An 18478-nucleotide genomic window follows, 5' to 3' on the forward strand; every position below is an offset into this window, starting at 1 on the left:
AAGTGTAGGCAATGATGAATATATCAAGAGCATTATTTTTTAAGGGGATAGTGCAAAAATTACTTGATAGATACATATAAACCTATATGAGTTGCTCAAAGTATGATGTAAATGCTCTAAATTCTTTGTAATAGAAGAGAATACCTTGATGATATAACTGAGGAAAGGTGTATATTTTCATTGATATGTAAATATGCACCTTTTCTATTGTATATGCAATTTAATAAAGTTAATTTGAGTTTCTGTAACGTTCATATATGAAGTAATTCTTTAAAAAAGGAAGTGATTTATTATACAAATTCAAGCTGTGAAAATACCAAAGAATATTGAAAGTCATTTGCTTAAGCAACTTAGTTACTTGGTTTCAAATGAGAAGAAAGAACGAATGAAGCGTTTATTAAATTCATGCGACATTAATAGAACTCTGATAGGAGATTTACTAATTCGATCTCTAATCTGCCAAAAGTATAAAATTAATAATGAAGAAATTAGATTTATATATAATGAGTATGGAAAACCTTTTGTTGAAAAATTTTCTGACTTTCATTTTAATGTGTCACATTCAGGAGAATGGGTGGTTTGTGCTACTGCTAATTTTAATGTGGGTATTGATATAGAAAAAGTTTCAGAAATAGAGGCTTTTAAATTAGCGCATGAATTTTTTTCAGAGGAAGAATTTTATGATATATCTAATATGAATTCTGATGAACAAATTAATTATTTTTATGATTTATGGACATTAAAAGAAAGTTATATCAAAACGATTGGAAAAGGACTTTATATCCCGTTAAATTCATTCTCTATAAAAAAAGAGTCACGAACTTTAATTTCATACAAGCATATACCTAAAAACTTTTACTTTAAACAATATAACATTGATCCAAATTATAAGTTATCTGCTTGTGCAACAAGAGATGAATTTCCACAAGAGATAATAATTAAAGACATTTATACAATTTGCCAAAATATATACAAATTTGAAAGTAAGGAGAAAATCAATGCAGAAGACTAAACTTTTTTGCTTTCCACATGCTGGGGGATCTGCGTTTAACTACGCAAAATGGAAAAATTACTTTAATCCATATATTGAAGTAGTCCCGATAGAATTAGCTGGTAGAGGATATAGAATCGAAGAAAGCTTGTACCAAGGTATGGAAGAGGCCGTAAATGATGCCTACACTAGTATAGTTAAGCAAATAGATGCTTCGCCGTACATTCTATTCGGGCATAGCATGGGGAGTTTGATTGCCTATGAAGTAGCCAGGAAAATACAGGATTCTAATAACGAATTACCTGAATTTCTTGTTTTGTCCGGTAGAAACCATCCAAATAGTAAAATAAAAAATATCCGATATAATCTTCCTAATGAACAATTTAAAAGAGAAGTTATTGCAATGGGAGGTACACCATCTGGGGTACTTCAATCAGAAGAATTAATGGAGATTTTTCTCCCTATTTTAAGAGCAGATTTTAAGATTGTCGAGACATACATTCATGATAATAATATAAAACTATGTGATATTGATTTTCTTATATTTAATGGGAAAAATGATGAATTTACTACATATGATCAAGTAATAAAATGGGAACGGTACACAAGTAAAACGTGTACTTTTCATTCTTTTGAAGGTAATCATTTCTTTCTAAATGAAAATATTGAAGAAATAGCAAAGAGTATTATAGGAAAGTTAGATTCTAAAAGATTATCAACTAGTTTTTAGGATTTTTCAAAGCATGCTCATGCCTAAGAAATAAAAATATTAAAGATGAAAAATATAGGTATTGCTGAAATATTATTGAATATAGACATAGAAGCCTAAACGAACTGTTTAAAGGCAGAAACTCTAAGCAAAATGTACATGAATAGCTGGATTTACCTATAATACCATCTAGATTCTTTATTGATTCTTAGTACAAGATACATAACAGTTAGGGATGCTGTATGTAAAGCTAATGAATATGTGAAGTGAAAAGGCCGACTCTTATAATTATGAGTGGGCCTTTTAGTTTTATGGATATCAAATTAGTGAGCAACATTTCAAAGGGTATTCTGTGATATAAATAAGTAGAATTTTTTAAACAAGGGGATGATGAGATGAATAAATTGAAGGGGAAAATTGCATTAGTAACAGGGGCTAGTAGAGGGATAGGCCGAAGTATTGCCTTACATTTGGCACATGCTGGTGCGTTAGTCGTTGTTCACTATAGTAAAAGAAAAGAAGAAGCAGAAAGTGTAGTGGATAAAATTAAACTAGATGGCGGTTCTGCATTTGCGATTAGTGCAGACTTAAGTACTTTTAATGGCATTAATAACTTGTATTCAATGATGGATCAATCTCTTCAAAAATATATAGGTAATACTACATTTGATATCCTTGTAAACAACGCTGGAATTGGGCAGGTTTTAACGTTAGAGGAATCTACAGAGGAGTCTTTTGATGAGGTTATGAATATTAATGTGAAGGCTCCATTTTTCATTATTCAAAAGGCTTTGCCGCGTTTAAAAGATGGAGGACGGATTATAAATATTTCGTCTTTTGTCACAAGAGTAGCCTCCCCAAGTGTTTTTGCCTACAGTATATCTAAGGGGGCAATAAATACACTCACTCATACTTTAGCTCAACAACTTGGTGCTCGTGGTATTACAGTAAATGCAATTCTCCCAGGCATAATTAACACAGAAATGAACGCTGAGACGCTGGGGAATAGAGATGGACAAAAATATGCTGCAGGTTTATCGACTTTTAATAGGTGGGGAGAACCTAATGATATAGCTAATATTGTAGGGTTTCTTTCTTCATCAGATAGTCGTTGGATAACTGGTGAGTTAATCGATGCAAGTGGTGGATCTTGCTTATAATACTAGAGGAAAAGTCAATTTAAATTAAGGTGACTTTGCAATTCTATTATTTATTTGTTAAACCAGTGAACTATGTACCATTTTTTAGTTCTTAGAAAATGGGTCCAAATGTGGTAAGTCAATCAGGGGAGAGAACTAATTATACTTTAGTATGATTTATGATAAGTATAAAGGGTAAAAAGCAATGAATATGCACAATTTCTTATATATATGGGTACTTTTTGTTAACTCTTTTAAAGGGAAGGAAATGTATGAAATTATTATGATAGAATCAATTTGTATTAAATGGAAAGGGGATGAGTGTATGCTAAAAAGAATGATTGTAGGAGTTTCATCATTAGTAGTGGGAGCAACAGTTGGCTTAGCGACAGATGTATCTGCAGCACCTGCACCACCATTAACATCATTAAATGTAGTAAAAGTTGAATCTCAATTAGGGGGAGTTGAATTTATTGGTCCAAACAATTTAAGTACGGTTAAAGATCATGGAGGAAGCTATTTATACATTTATACAAATGAAATGAGATACGGTAGAAATCCAATTGCCCAAATGAGTGGGCAAAAACTAAAAAAAGTAGATTCTAAGATGATTGATATTAATGGTGATAGAACAGTTGATGGTTGGGAGTATAAATGGGATGCTTCGGGACAGCAAAATGGACAATTCAAATATCAAAACACATCTACAAATGCACCTTGGAATACATTATCTACGTCATTAAATATTAAATAAACTAACAGAAGAATTCGATGTTATTTTTTTATGTTTGTTATATGTGTAATGTTTGGATACCTAAAGGAGTCTACGTTTTTAAGTAGGCTCTTTCTAACTAATGATAAGATATCAGTAAATTGATAAACTATTTCGTCTAATCGGCAAATTAAAAGTTTACATAACATTTTTCTGGTAAATAATTCTGGGTGTAATAGTGTGATTAATAAAGTAAGGAAATCTTTCATAAAATCAATTAAGTTATTTAGTGGGTCTTTCATCATAAATATCTAAAACTACATATTTATGAAATTTTATAAAATTTTCACTTTATATTTAGTCCTAAATCATACGATTTTAATACAAAATACTATAATTTGATTAGTAATAGCAGTGAAAAAACATTAAATATATCTAGATTTTAAAGCTAATGTTACTTTATTACGTAATTTGTTTAAAGGGATATATAGGGTTGTTATTCAATGTAACTAAAATAATTTAAACGGAAAGTTCCGTATCCCTGCTGAAGGAGGTAGATGTCTACCTGCTAGGGGTCGGATATATTCAGCATCTAGAAACATTGGAATGAAAAGTGTAGAAAACAAATAGTGAAAAGGGAACATATCTTGTGTTTCCTTTTTTATTCTTGTAGATAAGTCTGGTGAGAAAAAGGGGATTTCTGCACGTAACATGATCTCATTGGTATACTAATTGTGTTTTACGTATAGCTGTGGGTGTGATGGTATTTGTAATTGATACGAGATTCCGTCATTCTTTTCATGAAATTGAATTTTATGTGTATACACCTATATAGGTTTGATATAAAAATGGAGCCCTATATGAATAGGATCCTATTTTTCACTTTTTCCTCTACAGCTAAAGATTTTTTGTTTTTTAGTGATTTTCTATTTTCTGTTACAAATTGAAAGACTGTGCTTTCACATCAAATAATAAACATGAAAAGGGCTTTCCATTTAATTCTTAAGAAGTCTCCCTGTTACAAGATATTCAATGTTATTAGCTTCTTGGATTTCTTTTGATAATAACCAAATTGTATTTTTTGTTCCAGTCTTATTTTTAAATTGATGTCAAAGTTTTTCGTATTTAGTTCTTCTTTAAGGATTGTGGTTACTTTGATTAAATCCTCAATTAAAGGGAGATTGTTCTCGAATATAGTATTAGTGGTATTAATAACTAAAGTCACTATATATTTTCTATATTTTTCATCATCCGAACTTGAATACGCAATCCCTTCAATTGAAAATCGATCGTTTTGCATTTCATGTAATTTTTCTTCTACTTTGGTGTGCGTTTTAATCCGATTTTTCCATTATTCGTTTTTGGGGTCTTTCATTGTAGATTTCATTGTTTGTAACAGCTCTTCTTTTGTTATCATTTTTTGCACATTTTTAAAAGGTCCACCTAAAGATTTGCCATTATAATCCTTAATTTCAAGTTCTGTTATCTTTTTATTATTTTTCTGGATGAGTTGAAATAGAGTATATAAACGATCTAATTCTACTGATTCAAATTGGCTAAAGTCAATCTCGTTACTCATTTGCAAAGTTAATAATAATTCATTAGTTGGTTTCCCTTCATCTGATCTTCTATCCTCTGACAGATATTGAAGAGTGTTATCAGTTTTAGTTTCCACGTATCCTAACTTTTTCATTTCTTCTAGAGTTGGTTGGAATTTCTGATATGCCTCAAATGTTTTTTTTCCATATTTGTATTCATCACTTTTTATGGATGAATAGAAGAGACCATCTACCTCTACTCGAAATTGAATATTTTTATTATTCTTTGCTTGCACAGTATGGTATGCATGCCCCATATTATTTTCATTTAAAGGGCTCATATGTGTTACAACAACATCGATTCCGTGTTTTTCTTTTATATATTTTTTTACCTCATCTTCATTAACTTGATTACAACCACTCAAAAATAAGAAATATACTATTAGTAATATTACATTCTTTCTGTTTTTCATATAAATGCTCCTTGCGAAAAAATCATTCTTAATAGTGTAGCACTCTGCCAATACTTCTATTTCTTCTTCATATACTCTAATTTTCATATAGTATAAACCAGTAATTACTTGAGAAATTGTATACCTACTGAAAGATTATAAAGGGTACATCTAGTATTTTGGAAATCACCCACGTTATGCAAAAATAGTAATGAGCTGCTCAAATGAACGGCTCATTACTATAAAAATCGTTATTGGAAGTTATTTTGCATAGTAGTCTTCGCATTCGATGTTTTTAAGAGTTTTGGAAATAATTTACACATTCGGTTCCAGAATAAACATCCTACTAATGTTCCAACGGTGTTCAATATCACATCGTCTATATCTGATGAACGACCTGCTGGAAAGACATATTGGATAAATTCAATTAGCAGAGAAAATACAAATCCTATCATAGTCACTTGATAAATAGAAAGCTTTGCGTGATATTTCCAAAATAAGACGAAGCCAAATGGCATAAATAGGATAATATTAAACAATATATTTTTGATAGGAACCATAATATCGACATAATTGGTCATAAGCTTATACATACCAATAAACGGAATCAAGTTTACAACTCGTATTTGTTCCATCCCAGTAAATCTTGGTGTAACGGTAATGAGTAAAATTGCAATAATCGAAAGAGGAAACACTATGTTCATAAAGATTGTGTTTTTCTGTATAACTTTATCTTTCGCACTTTTTTTTGCCAATACAAATGCAATTATACATACAATAACGGTTGCGATTAAAAATAGTGGAACGACATGTCCAAAAGATCGCCATAACTGTGTCATATTTTTCCATCTTTTTTTAGGTTTATTTTAACATGCTCAAATCGATAAGAACATATTGAATTTCCCATCTATATAACGCGAATTTCATGAATTATTATTTGTAGTCGAACTGGTCTTTAGAGCAATTTAGAGTAGACTTGAAACAGCATAGATTCACTTAAGCTGAATATCTTATTGTAGAGGCAATCTTTATTACATGGGGGAGTCTGCATGGGATACTTAATACCTGTTGAATCTGATGTAAGAATTTTTGTAGAAGATATAAATCCGAAAGGTAAGAAAACAATACTTTTTATACATGGGTGGCCATTAAACCATAAGCAATTCGAATATCAGTACAATGTACTTCCAGCAATGGGATATCGATGTATAGGCATTGATTGGAGGGGGTACGGCAATTCAGACAAACCATACAGTGGATACAATTTTGATAGATTGGCAGATGATATAGCAGTAGTAATTAAAGCGTTACAGCTTAAAGATGTCACACTAGCAGGACACTCCACAGGTGGTGCAATTTCAATTCGTTATATGGCTCGTTATCAAGGATTTGGAGTATCCAAATTAGTCCTAATTGGTGCTGCATCTCCAACTAGTGTGGAAAAAGGGATTGCGAATAAGTTCATTACAGACACACTGAACGATCGCCCTAATATGTTGCAGGGTGTAACAGATCAATTTTTCTTTCAGAAAATCACTGGACCATTTTTCGAATGGTTTCTACAGTTAGGATTGGAAGCGGCTAGTTGGTCGACAGCTGCGATTATGAGAACATTGAGAGATGAAAATGTGTATAGCGATCTTGGTAAAATAAATGTACAGACGCTAATTATTCACGGTATTCACGATAAAATTGTTCCATTTACTAAGGGAGAAGAGACGCAAAAATTATTGGGAAATGCACAACTTGTACCTTTTCAATTCAGTGGTCACGGCACATTCTGGGAAGAGCGGGAAAAGTTTAACCAGGTTTTAATCCAATTTATTGGATAAAAAAATACACTATGTAATATGTACGTAGGCTAAATAGTAAGTAATAAAAGGAACGCACTTGATTAAAAACTTTATTCTGAGAGTTCCTTTTATTTTCAGCTATTCACTTCATCCAAAGTTGTATGAGAAGGCGATAAGCCTTACCGATACACAATTACTAAAGGTATAAAGGAACAATAAAGGATAAGTATGGCATAAGAAGGGGAAAGTTGTTCTGCTTTATCCGCGAATGGCTCTAGTTTTGAACCAAATAGCGAGGCGTTAAGATGATGGAATTGATTATATTATTTTGATATATTGAAGAACAGACACGTAAAGAATTAGCAGGTACAATGGCGTACGAAAAAATTGAGTATGAACTATCCAAAAAGTATCAGCGGTTTACTAAGGATTATGAACAGTATAGATTACAAAACCCCTGTATTAAGGGGATTTTGTTTTTTTTTACATGACGAAATGCTTAAAAACATAATATAAAATAAACATGTTTGATTTTCATTCATGTTTATTTTTTATAAACATCCATTACTTTAAACGTTTGACAAACGAGCATTAAGTCTGGAGTAAAAGTAAGTCCATACCGACTTAATTCCCAAGTGAAAAATTTAACGTGCTCACTATACCAATAATCATAGCTTAAATCGCCTTCACCCTCAGATCTTGCAAAATTACTTGTTACTTCAGTCATTTTTAGTAAATCGATCTTTGTATATTTTATAATTGCTAATGGATTATTGTCTCCATCCAATACAATATCGTACTGACCAACTTTTTGAATTTCTTCCCCTTCAAGCTCATAAACACAATGTGCAGCGCATGTTCCTGTTTTGATTCCTTTAACTACTAAACTTCCTAATTCATCTCCCATTTCTTTGGAACCATCTCCAAACATCCATGCATCTGGAACACTCATGTTTAACTCATTTTCTTTAGCGTACATATACCAATATTCTTCTATCTTATTAACTGACATCTGTCACTCATCTCCTTAATATTTAAATATTTTGAATTTAACACACGACATATTATCTGTCAATATTTTAGAAGAACTTGCAATACAACTACATCGATAAATTTTTTTGTAAAATAAAACTCTTCATAATCATATTTCACATTCTGTAAACTCATGCAAATAAAGAAAACTTGTACTGTTATTATGCTGAATTTGTAATGGGAAAGTAAAATGATTGAAAAGTACACGTTATAAATGGATTTATTTACTAATAATATTTTCTTTGTTTCGTAGCATATTAAACGTACAGGAGGTGATATGTGATGGCAAACAATCGTAACAACTCTTTAGTGGTTGCAGGTGCAGAAAGCGCACTGGATCAAATGAAATATGAAATTGCACAAGAATTCGGCGTACAATTAGGTGCGGATTCAACTGCAAGAGCGAACGGCTCTGTAGGTGGAGAAATCACAAAACGTCTCGTTGCTATGGCAGAACAGCAACTTGGTGGATATAACAAATAATGCTAGGTATAAAGTAGAAAAAGGAGAGATTATATCTCTCCTTTTTTTGTATAATATTCGATTTTGAATATTTTATTTGTTATCTATCTTGTCTCTTATTACTTGTATCTTCCAGCCACTTAGCAACAGATTCTTGCATACGAGATTCTAATGATTGAATCGTTTCATTTGAGATAGTGAGTGCTTGATCCGCATACTTTTTCGGGAACATGTTGCGCAAAGTAGGTTCATTTTCAGCACCATCTCCTGGTTCACGGTAATCCTCCCCATTTTTTGTGACTGTCACACGGACTGGAAGTAAATGTCCTGCTTGAGGAACTGTCTGTGTTTCGCGGTTGTATCCTTGCATGAGGGAATGAAGGTAGACATACATTTTTTCATCCTTCATTTCAGTTCCATAGATTACATGTGTCTCAAATTGTTTTTCTGTATGATTTAATTTGTCTTGATTCCAGGCAATGATACTTTCTGAAATAAGGGAATCTAGTTTGCTGTTAAGCGGAATGTCCGTTACCTCCTTTGCATCATTTTGGACAGAATCACACCCTGTTGCAATGAAAACGAGTATGACAATGCTTACGGTAATCATTATTCTTCTCAAAATCTTATTTTCATATGTTAATGCAAAACGTCTGCCCATCGATTCACTCCATTTCTCTTCGAGCCAATCATCCACTGACATCAATCTTTTATATGACAATAGTAAAATCGACTTCAAACTAGAAACTTATTCTATCCAAGGAAATATATTGCATTATATAATACATACTATACCATTCTTACACATAACGGGAGAAACTCTATGAGAAAAGTTATAATGTATTGCGGGATCTTTATTATGATTCTTTTAAGCGGTTGTATCCGATTTGGAAAAGACACTACAGATACCATTTATCTCATTCCAGAAGCATACGAAGGAGACCTATTGGTACTATATAATGTTCCAGGAGCTGAGTTGTTGCCAGAAGAAGATGGGTTTCGTGTTGTTATTTTTTCTGCAGACGGGACCGCAGTAACATCAACACCTAATATGAAATATGGGGAAGTCAACGATACCTATTACACGGTTAACAAGGAAGGAAAGCGCACCAAACTTGACGAAAGCTGCATACGCGTTGGTTCAAATGGAAGCACTACTGAAAACATTGATGAAGAAAATGAGCATACTTTCTCATACGCGAAATTGGAAGTCACATCTAGTGCATGCTCACAAAGCTTCTCATCATACGGGAGAGAAGTACCAGAAAATCAAGAACATCCTGTAGAGAAGAAACTGAGGGAATTATTGGTGCTCGTAAAAGAGCAGTATATGAAAGTGAAATACTAAATTTTCAAAAGGGTGAATGGATGATGTTAGGGATAGGGTTGATTGTATTAGGCATTTTACTTGTCAGCGTTGTATCTTACCGAGAAATAAAGAAAGCAGGGGGCGTTACCTGGATTGAAATTCTAGTCTACCCCTTTTTATTATTAATATGCGCGCTACTTGAGCATTTTGATTTGCCAGGGTTTTTAATATTTTTAGGTTTGGTATGTATTGTTTTTGGTAGCTGTATGGTCATGGGCGTCAATATTCTATAACATTAAGAGCAAAGCATCTAGTTCAGATGCTTTTTTATTTTATTTTGTAATTTTTATTTTTAATGTCTATCACACTAGTTACCCAGACATACAGGGTTCCAAGTGCTGGTAAAAAACTTAGCAAGTTGAATGTATTCTCTATAATATAGAATGAAATAAAAATGGAGGAAAAATAAATAGACAATGGAAGAAAAATGTATACGTCACGTTTTAAAGATTTTAAACTTTGCACTTTATTCACCTCAGCTTTTCTGGCATTATGTTTTAAATAAGAACCCGTAAATTTGCAGATTCTCTTGGTGATGATTTTAAAATATGTAACTCAATTTTAATCATAGAATATATTGGGTCACTATAAAAATCAAATATTAATTTTCTAAAGAATCCTATACAAACCTTATTGCGTTAGAAATACAGACCTAATTATAACCGTTGTAAATGGATCCAATTCGATTTCGGCCATCCCAGTATCCGCATCATAACTAGTAACACATCCTGTCATCCCTTTTAAAATACCAACATGGATTGTTACATTCGCATTAACTGTTACAATTTTCTTCACATTCAGCTCCGTTTTGATAATATGCTTTGACTTCCTGCGTGATCATTTATTCGTTAGATAACAAAAACGCACCGTAACCCAGTGCGTTTCAGACAAATATACCTATATGTTTTACTTTGTAATTTGGAAGGAGCCACCATAATAATATGAAGTGTCTACCTTCAGTACTGCAACATATGTACCTGGTGTATAAACCGTTGTAATTGGTGTTGTGAACCTAGAATAGTAGTGATGCCCAGCCTCACCTGCAGAAATGGTTTTGTAGCGCTGCAATTCACCTTCTCCGTTCAATCGATAAATCTTTACAACACCCACATCTTTTCCGCCTATATACACCGTCATATCAAACGTACCACCTTGTTTTAACCTACCAGGGGCTAATTCTTTTAGATAGTCCGCATTGTGATGCAATAAGAAATACGTTTGCCATGGCCAATCATCCACAACAGCTGAAGCTTGCTTAATCGTATGTACTTCAGCGCGTGCTTTATCAGGTAGCGTACTGTCTAAAACGATAAAAACCGAAAAGGTTAAGGCACAGATTAAAGCAAATGAACATAATTTTTTCATATTAAATTCCTCCCGTTTATCTGACATCGTCATAGTCCACTTACAGGTATTAGGTTGTCATCCATTAATTGGATTATCATTATAAAATCAATATATCATTTTCTTTTAATTTAATCAAATTAGAATTTTCTAATAAACATTAGGGGTAGATAGAATTCTACCTTTCTCCTTTTTTCTACTATATAGAAGAAAGAACAGAGGTGATAAAGAAATTCTATTCTTCTCTCTTTTCAAACTAACAACATTTCCCGTTTGTACGGTACGAGACTATATTAAACATTAAATAGGCACGAAAGGAGACTGGAATTGGCAAATATTCACATGGAATCTAGGAGATGCAAGCTCAACATTTCATAACGGATTGATGGTTCCATTTCAACAGACTCCGAATCCGACAGTAATTTTGTTCTGTTTATTCATGAGGTAACGGAAGAGAATTTAGAAGAATTTGCTACAATTGCTCATCAGTATATAGAGGAGGCCATCCATTGTTACAATCACGGCATTGTAGAAGAAATAGGTTAAAAGAATAAAACATACTGTTCCAAATTAATATTCCGTGTGTTTTTTGAACATATATCTATTGCTTTTATGTATATATTGAATATATAAATATATTGTGTTATGATATGAATTAGAAACTCGCGTGTTTCAAATACAACATTTTTATCTTCTTGATGACCTCTTATCTTTCCGTAAGAGGTCTTTTTTTATCCTTTTGTATTGCATAGCCGTTAAAATACTATGAAAAGATACTAGAGACTACTACACTGTGATATTCTCTAGTATTTTTTCTTTATCAATATTATATATTGTTGGGTAACGATGAATTATTACTTTTTGTATAATTTTCATACATCCTGCAAATACGTTATTTTTTAGTAGGCAATTAAAATTTACATACATATGTAGCAAGTTTTTTCTTAACGTACGAAATTCTCGTTATGCATCACTATCAACTTAAGATCATGTATCTTATGATGAAAATAATTCTATCTTTCTATTCATTTATTCGAAGATTCTTAAAACTCTTGCGATAAAACGTGAATGTATTTATAATTATAGTTAGTTAAGCTAACTAATTATATTTAGCTTTTCAACACAGGAATAGTTCAATAAAAAACAAGAATCTGAAGCAAATTTGTCAATCTATAGAACGATTCCCTAAAGAATAGAGCTGTACGCAGAATGAATTTAAAAAAACGGCAGCTAAGCTTGATTTACTTATGTTATGAGTATCTGATAATGCACGAGACAAAGAAATGGTATTTCGCTAATTACTTACTTTCTGTGCTTTTTGTGCATCATTAATTGAGGAGTAAAGTATTGGAAGGTTATTAAATAAAATACATGTAAGTATAAAAGCTAAAGTTGGAGAAGGTAGATAAATACGTTGGATTATTAAATTCAACTTATTTTTACGGAATAAAAGTTAGTCTAGCTTATTATAAGTTAAACTAATTTAAATGAAAGGAGGTGAAAATTGTTTATAATTTGTCTTAGTAATAATACAAAATATTTAAATATGCTGATTTCTATGGAACTTAAGAAATTTGGAACAAATAACAAGGAGGGTTTAATTAATGAATATTTCTAAAGAAAATAATCCTATATTGGCGGTCGTTAGCTCCAGCGGTAATCAAATCCATTTCTTCAATGCGAAAAATTTTGAAAGAATAGGGGTTATAGATTCTCCAGTTACAGAACCTCATGAATTATGTTTCGATTCTAAGCGTCAATTGTTATATGTAAGTATTACTTATCGCTCAGGTTTTTATAGAAATAATCCGGAAAAAAGCCATGAAATTTTAGTTATCGATATTGATCAATTTAAAGTAATTGATATCATTAATATCTCGCCGGAATTTGCACCACATGGTTTAGTTTATAATGAAAAAAAAGACTTATTGTATGTAAGTGTTGAATCTGGTGAAGGAGGAATTTTAATTATTAATCCTAACACGAGAAAAGTGCTAGATAGAATCTCTACAGAAGCAGCAGGTCCACATTGGTTTGTTACGAATCCAGATGGTACAAAAGGATATTCCTCTAATAAAGAGGCGCCCTTTATATCGGTTTTAGATACACATGATAAGGAGTTAATTGGAAAAGTATCTATGCCCTATGGTAGTGAAGAACTAGCTATTTCTCCTGAAGGTAATCGAGTTTACATCCCTTCACCATGTTTACTTGGAGACTACAAAGAGGAGCAACCTACACTTAGCATCATTAATACAGAAACCGATAAAATTATAAAGACAAAATCATTTTCAGATTTAATTACTCCGGTTCATGTAACGAATGATGGGAAAGTATTGGTAGGACATACGCGTTTTCAGAATAAGAATGGAGAGAGAACAAGAAATATGTTTTCTCCAGCACCAGGGTATGTTTCTGTTCTTGATGGAGAATCGTTAAATGTGTTAGGTACAATAGAAGTAGATTTACTCCCAATTACAATGCGTTCTTCTACGGACGGAACGGTTGGATATGTTTCTAACCTTAGATCAGGGACAATAAGTGTATTAGATTTAGTTAATTACAAGAATGTTCATACCATTGAAGTTGATCCAGGAGATCGAAATGCAGATCCTTCTGTAAATCAAGGAGCTCACGGTATAGCATATATAGAAAGATAAAATAAGAAAACGCTATTCTTTTTGTAGAAATTTACAGAAAGTATGGCGTTTTTTATGTATCTATTACTTTCTGATGAATTTCAATTAGGTCTATTTTTTTGCTGGTTAGGAACGCGTGTTATTCATTATTGACTTCTGATAAATAGATTATGTTTCCATGTTAAAAGAGTAGGCAAAGTTTTTTAATGCTCGTTATTAGCTTCTGCATGAAATTAATTTTGGATAATTGATTATTGTATTCTTCTAATTGGATTAGATATTCATAATTAATTTGCAACAACCAAACTTCTTTGAAAACGAACTAAAAGGTATTTTAAATGTATTTTTCAAAACACCACTAATCATGTTAACGTTTGCTAAATATATACACTCCTTAAGTTTGTAAGAAGCTTACAAACCTCCTTCTTCCAATGCAACTTAAGCGTAAATTAATTTTTTTGTAAATATGGAACAATGTCATTACTTACACTGTCTATTAAGCGTTAAAACATTTTTTATTAAATAAATTAAGAAAGGAATCATCATTTTTAACTAAGGGAGAAGATTGAATTGAAAAAATTATGGATGCTGCTTTTCGTTTGTTTCGCAGTTATGTTGGTAGGATGTAATAAAAACGAACCGCCAAAACAAGCATTTGAAGAATATATCAATTTATGGAATGATAAAAAATTTGCAAATATGTATGATCATTTATCAGATCATGGCAAAAAATCGATTTCTAAAAAAGAATTTACAGAAAAATATCAAAAAATCTATGAGGGGATTGGAGCTAAGAATTTAAAAGTTAAAATGAAAGGAGAGAATACGAAAGATAAAGAGCTTTTTCTTTTTGAAGTTAAGATGGATACGGATGTAGGACCAGTTTCATTCATCCACGAAGCAAAACTTGTGAAAGATAAAGAATCTTGGAAAATAGATTGGACACCAGACTTCATTTTCCCAGGTATGAAAAAAGATTACAAAGTACGTATGCAAATAGAGCAAGGAAAACGCGGAGAAATATATGATCGCAATGGAAAAGGGCTTGCAACGAATGGTAAAGCAACTGAGGTTGGAATTATTCCAGAGAAACTAGGCGAAACAGCAGCGCAAACGAAAGAAATAGTAGCACAATTACTTGATATGTCTATAGAAGAGGTCGAACAAAAGCTCACAGCAAAATGGATAAAACCAGACTCCTTTGTACCAATTGGTATTTTAAAAGAGGGAACCAGACAGAATGATTATATTGAATTAGAAGGAGTTTCATCTCGCCCAGTAAATATTCGTACGTATCCATTAGGTGAAGCAGCGGCACACTTAACTGGATATATAGGAAAGGTGAATGCGGAGGAGTTAAAATCACTTCAAAAACAAGGTTATCAAGCGGATGATTTAGTAGGTAAGACCGGTTTAGAGAAAGTGTTAGAAAATAAATTGCGTGGTGAAAAGGGTGGACGCGTATTTATAGAAGATGAGAATGGCAAAGAGATTAAAAACGTAGCAAAAAAAGAAGCAAAAGAAGGAGAAAATGTTACGTTAACAATTGATGCTGCAATTCAAGAAAAAATCTTTAATGAGATGAAAACTGAAGCAGGATCTAGTGCAGCGGTCAATCCTAAAACAGGTGAAACAATCGCACTTGTAAGTAGCCCTGCTTATAATCCAAATATAATAGTTAGAGGAGCATCGAAAGCCCAACGAGAAGCATGGAGTAACGACTCGAAACTACCAATGACGAATCGCTTCACACAAGCATTTGTACCAGGTTCCGTATTTAAAACGATTACAGGTGCAATTGGTTTGGAAACAAACACAATAAATCCGAAGGAAGAATTTAAAATTCAAGGTTTGAAGTGGACAAAAGATTCAACTTGGGGAAATTACTATGTAACGCGTGTGAAGGATGCAAGTCCAATTGATTTTGATAAGGCAATGAAGTACTCTGATAATATTTATTTCGCTCAACAAGCTTTGAAAATGGGAAAAGATCAGTATGTAAAGGAATTTAAAAAGTACGGATTTCATGAAAAATTACCAATCGAATACGAATTTCCTATTTCAATCATTGCAAAAGATGGGATAAAAAACGATATTCAACTAGCAGACACGGGCTATGGACAAGGACAAGTATTAATGACACCACTTCATTTAGCATTAACATATGCACCGATTGTGAATGAAGGGAATATTCCGTCGCCACATCTTTTAAAAGAAGCAAAAGTAGCAGGGAATTGGAAAGAAAATGTGGTTTCTAAAAAGAATCAAGAGATATTAAAGAGTGCATTAATCAAAGTCATTAATGACCCTGATGGCGCAGGGAGAATTGCAAAGGTTGATGGTGTGACGCTTGCTGGTAAAACTGGTACAGCAGAACTGAAAGAGTCGAAAGAAGCAGAAGGAAAAGAACTGGGATGGTTCGCAGCTTTCGATGCAAATGCGCCAGACATGATTGTTACAATGATGATTGAAGATGTAAAAGGAAGAGGAGGAAGTAACGTTCCAGGTGAAAAAGTAAAACATGTATTTCAGAAATAATATTTAATTATAAGGTGAATTATTTCACTAAATTTATTACATGTTTGCTTAACTCAAAGATATAAATTGGGGGAAATATAGAACAATTAAATTTCAAAAAAGCATTCTTTCTAATCGAGAATGCTTTTTTGCTGTAATTCTAGAAAAGTTGACATTGTTAATGGTAAATAGAAGGGGATAGCAAATTGAAATGGACAAGTAGAGTGTTACGTTAAATTCAAAAAAAATAGATTATTGTGAGTGGATTTTTATAATTGTATGCTTTGCTTGTTTTTTAGTAGTATTATTCTGCCTGAAAAAAGATAAACAATGGAACAAATGAAACTTGTATCTTGTCTATATATTGAAACCATAATAAAAGTGAGGGCAGTTTTTATGTTTATTCAAATAAGTTTGAGGTGTGGAAATGGAACAGACGTTTATTGAAAAGTGTAATCATGATGAGCTGGACTATGTTATAAAAGACTATTGGCAAGATGTATGGAATTATTCATTTATTATTACGAAAGATCCACACTTATCAGATGATATCACGCAAGATGTATTTATAAAGGTGTTTAAAAATTGGAATTCATTTCGAAAGGAGTCATCTATTAAAACGTGGATATTAAAAATCACAAGAAATACGGCAATAAACTATTTGAAATCATCTTATTTTAAAAGGATATCTTTAATAGGGTTTTTTAGTGACGATAAGCAATCCCTGTCAGCAGAACAAGAATTTTTTAAGCAAGAAGAAATGAATGATGTGTGGAAGGTTGTATTAAAACTACCTAAAAAGCACCGTGAAATAATTATATTGGACGCAAAATATGAATTATCTTATGAAGAAATGGCTGAAACATTAGGAGTATCCATTGGAACTGTAAAATCGAGATTAAGTAGAGCAAGAAGTAAGGTTTCAAAATTAATAGGGGAGGGTAGTAATGATGAACAATAAACAAAATCCTGACTGGTATAGAAAAATAAAAAAAGGTCCAATGGAGAATCGTAAAGATGAAGAAGAATTTATTTCTAAAATAAAGCAGTCTATATACGAAAATAATGAAGTGGATTTCGTAAAATATAAAAGACCATTTCGTAAAAAAGTATTACCTGTTGTAGTTGTTTTGGTTTGTACAATGTTATTTTTCATTGTTCAACAACCTTGGCTTGATGATAATAAATCACCGGTACAAAGTAGTACTCAAATTAAGCCTAAAACAAAAGATGAGTCTGCTCAAGATCCATCACTAAAACAATTTATGAATGAACTATATCAAAGTACGAACTCAAAAAATGAAAATGACCTGTACAAAGCGTTAAATGATGAAGTTCTATTTAAAGGGAAGAGTTATAAGAAGGATGAACTGAAGTTTGATGAAGATATTTTTCATGAGTTGCAAGTCGCTCTTACAATGGGAGGAGAATTTGCAAATGATACAAAAAAAGTATACAAAGTACCAAGTGGATTGACAGAAAGTAATCAACCAAAGCAAGCGCATTTTATATATGCAACGGTTACTGGAAATAAAACGAAAATTTTAGCTGAACCAAAACGAGAATCACAAGTGTTATATGAAGTATCTAATGAAATGGTAAAAGCTTGGATTCCAGAAAAAGTGCAAAATGATGGATATATAAAAATATCGACAATTAATGGCAATACTGGATACGTACAAAAAGAGTATGTTTTAACTGATATTAAGTATTCATTTATGTTCGAAAAAAACGATAATGGTGAATGGAAAATCATAAATATAGATTCTATTTGGTAAAAG

General features: G+C 32.1%; 17 protein-coding genes and 1 pseudogene. 12 read left to right on the forward strand and 6 right to left on the reverse strand.

The window, feature by feature from the left end; genetic code table 11:
* Positions 1-307: 307 nt before the first annotated feature.
* From AC241_RS12235 to AC241_RS12250, 4 genes are all read left to right on the forward strand, one after another.
* Complete coding sequence (locus AC241_RS12235; protein ID WP_042968931.1) at positions 308-1012, forward strand: 4'-phosphopantetheinyl transferase family protein; 705 nt, start codon at positions 308-310, stop codon at positions 1010-1012.
* On the forward strand, positions 999-1721 hold the full coding sequence (locus tag AC241_RS12240; protein ID WP_016081602.1) for a thioesterase II family protein: 723 nt from the start codon (positions 999-1001) through the stop codon (positions 1719-1721). Before AC241_RS12235 ends, AC241_RS12240 begins: the two co-directional genes overlap by 14 nt.
* 374 nt (positions 1722-2095) lie before the next feature.
* Positions 2096-2860 carry an SDR family oxidoreductase gene (locus AC241_RS12245; RefSeq protein ID WP_016081601.1) on the forward strand — a complete coding sequence of 255 codons (765 nt, stop codon included), beginning with the start codon at positions 2096-2098 and terminating at the stop codon, positions 2858-2860.
* A 247-nt stretch (positions 2861-3107) separates the two neighbouring features.
* Positions 3108-3593 carry a DUF4879 domain-containing protein gene (locus AC241_RS12250; protein ID WP_043315721.1) on the forward strand — a complete coding sequence of 162 codons (486 nt, stop codon included), beginning with the start codon at positions 3108-3110 and terminating at the stop codon, positions 3591-3593.
* Between the two features lie 953 nt (positions 3594-4546).
* On the opposite strand, the pseudogene AC241_RS12255 reads toward AC241_RS12250, so the two are convergent.
* A pseudogene (locus AC241_RS12255) lies at positions 4547-5562 on the reverse strand (hypothetical protein).
* A gap of 230 nt (positions 5563-5792) precedes the next feature.
* Positions 5793-6380 (reverse strand): VanZ family protein, encoded by a 588-nt coding sequence (locus AC241_RS12260; protein ID WP_224413580.1) that lies wholly within the window; start codon positions 6378-6380, stop codon positions 5793-5795.
* Positions 6381-6590: 210 nt separating this feature from the next.
* Here AC241_RS12260 and AC241_RS12265 point away from each other — a divergent pair, with 210 nt between their 5' ends.
* A complete protein-coding gene (locus tag AC241_RS12265) occupies positions 6591-7373 on the forward strand; it encodes an alpha/beta fold hydrolase (RefSeq protein ID WP_000540875.1) in 783 nt (260 codons plus the stop codon).
* 505 nt (positions 7374-7878) lie between these two features.
* Here the strand turns inward: AC241_RS12265 and AC241_RS12270 are convergent.
* Entirely contained in the window at positions 7879-8346 is a 468-nt protein-coding gene (locus AC241_RS12270; RefSeq protein WP_050843628.1) for an ASCH domain-containing protein, read from the reverse strand.
* Between the two features lie 302 nt (positions 8347-8648).
* On the opposite strand from AC241_RS12270, the gene AC241_RS12275 reads away from it, so the two are divergent.
* The gene (locus AC241_RS12275; protein WP_000002881.1) at positions 8649-8849 is read left to right on the forward strand and encodes an alpha/beta-type small acid-soluble spore protein; all 201 of its coding nucleotides are present in this window, start codon (positions 8649-8651) and stop codon (positions 8847-8849) included.
* Between the two features lie 79 nt (positions 8850-8928).
* Here the strand turns inward: AC241_RS12275 and AC241_RS12280 are convergent, their stop codons facing one another.
* A complete protein-coding gene (locus AC241_RS12280) occupies positions 8929-9489 on the reverse strand; it encodes a hypothetical protein (protein WP_050843630.1) in 561 nt (186 codons plus the stop codon).
* A gap of 162 nt (positions 9490-9651) precedes the next feature.
* On the opposite strand from AC241_RS12280, the gene AC241_RS12285 reads away from it, so the two are divergent.
* Together AC241_RS12285 and AC241_RS12290 are read left to right on the forward strand one after the other, a co-directional pair.
* Complete coding sequence (locus tag AC241_RS12285; RefSeq protein ID WP_029442339.1) at positions 9652-10176, forward strand: DUF6843 domain-containing protein; 525 nt, start codon at positions 9652-9654, stop codon at positions 10174-10176.
* Positions 10177-10196: 20 nt separating this feature from the next.
* Entirely contained in the window at positions 10197-10430 is a 234-nt protein-coding gene (locus AC241_RS12290; RefSeq protein ID WP_050843632.1) for a hypothetical protein, read from the forward strand.
* 397 nt (positions 10431-10827) lie between these two features.
* On the opposite strand, the gene AC241_RS34765 is transcribed toward AC241_RS12290, so the two are convergent.
* Complete coding sequence (locus AC241_RS34765; protein WP_173927950.1) at positions 10828-10992, reverse strand: hypothetical protein; 165 nt, start codon at positions 10990-10992, stop codon at positions 10828-10830.
* Between the two features lie 111 nt (positions 10993-11103).
* Positions 11104-11562: a DUF5065 family protein gene (locus AC241_RS12295; RefSeq protein ID WP_029442341.1), complete on the reverse strand. Its 459-nt coding sequence runs from the start codon at positions 11560-11562 to the stop codon at positions 11104-11106.
* 1583 nt (positions 11563-13145) lie between these two features.
* Here AC241_RS12295 and AC241_RS12300 point away from each other — a divergent pair.
* The 4 genes from AC241_RS12300 (at position 13146) to AC241_RS12315 (ending at position 18475) form a co-directional block, all read left to right on the forward strand.
* Positions 13146-14201, forward strand: coding sequence for a YncE family protein (locus tag AC241_RS12300; RefSeq protein WP_043939008.1), 1056 nt, complete (start codon positions 13146-13148; stop codon positions 14199-14201).
* A 549-nt stretch (positions 14202-14750) separates the two neighbouring features.
* On the forward strand, positions 14751-16718 hold the full coding sequence (locus AC241_RS12305) for a penicillin-binding transpeptidase domain-containing protein (RefSeq protein ID WP_050843634.1): 1968 nt from the start codon (positions 14751-14753) through the stop codon (positions 16716-16718).
* A gap of 406 nt (positions 16719-17124) precedes the next feature.
* Positions 17125-17658 (forward strand): RNA polymerase sigma factor, encoded by a 534-nt coding sequence (locus AC241_RS12310; protein ID WP_016084322.1) that lies wholly within the window; start codon positions 17125-17127, stop codon positions 17656-17658.
* Positions 17648-18475 (forward strand): SH3 domain-containing protein, encoded by an 828-nt coding sequence (locus tag AC241_RS12315; RefSeq protein WP_029442345.1) that lies wholly within the window; start codon positions 17648-17650, stop codon positions 18473-18475. Before AC241_RS12310 ends, AC241_RS12315 begins: the two co-directional genes overlap by 11 nt.
* The last annotated feature ends 3 nt before the right edge of the window (positions 18476-18478 follow it).

Source organism: Bacillus thuringiensis, assembly GCF_001182785.1.
Lineage (GTDB): Bacteria > Bacillota > Bacilli > Bacillales > Bacillaceae_G > Bacillus_A > Bacillus_A thuringiensis_S.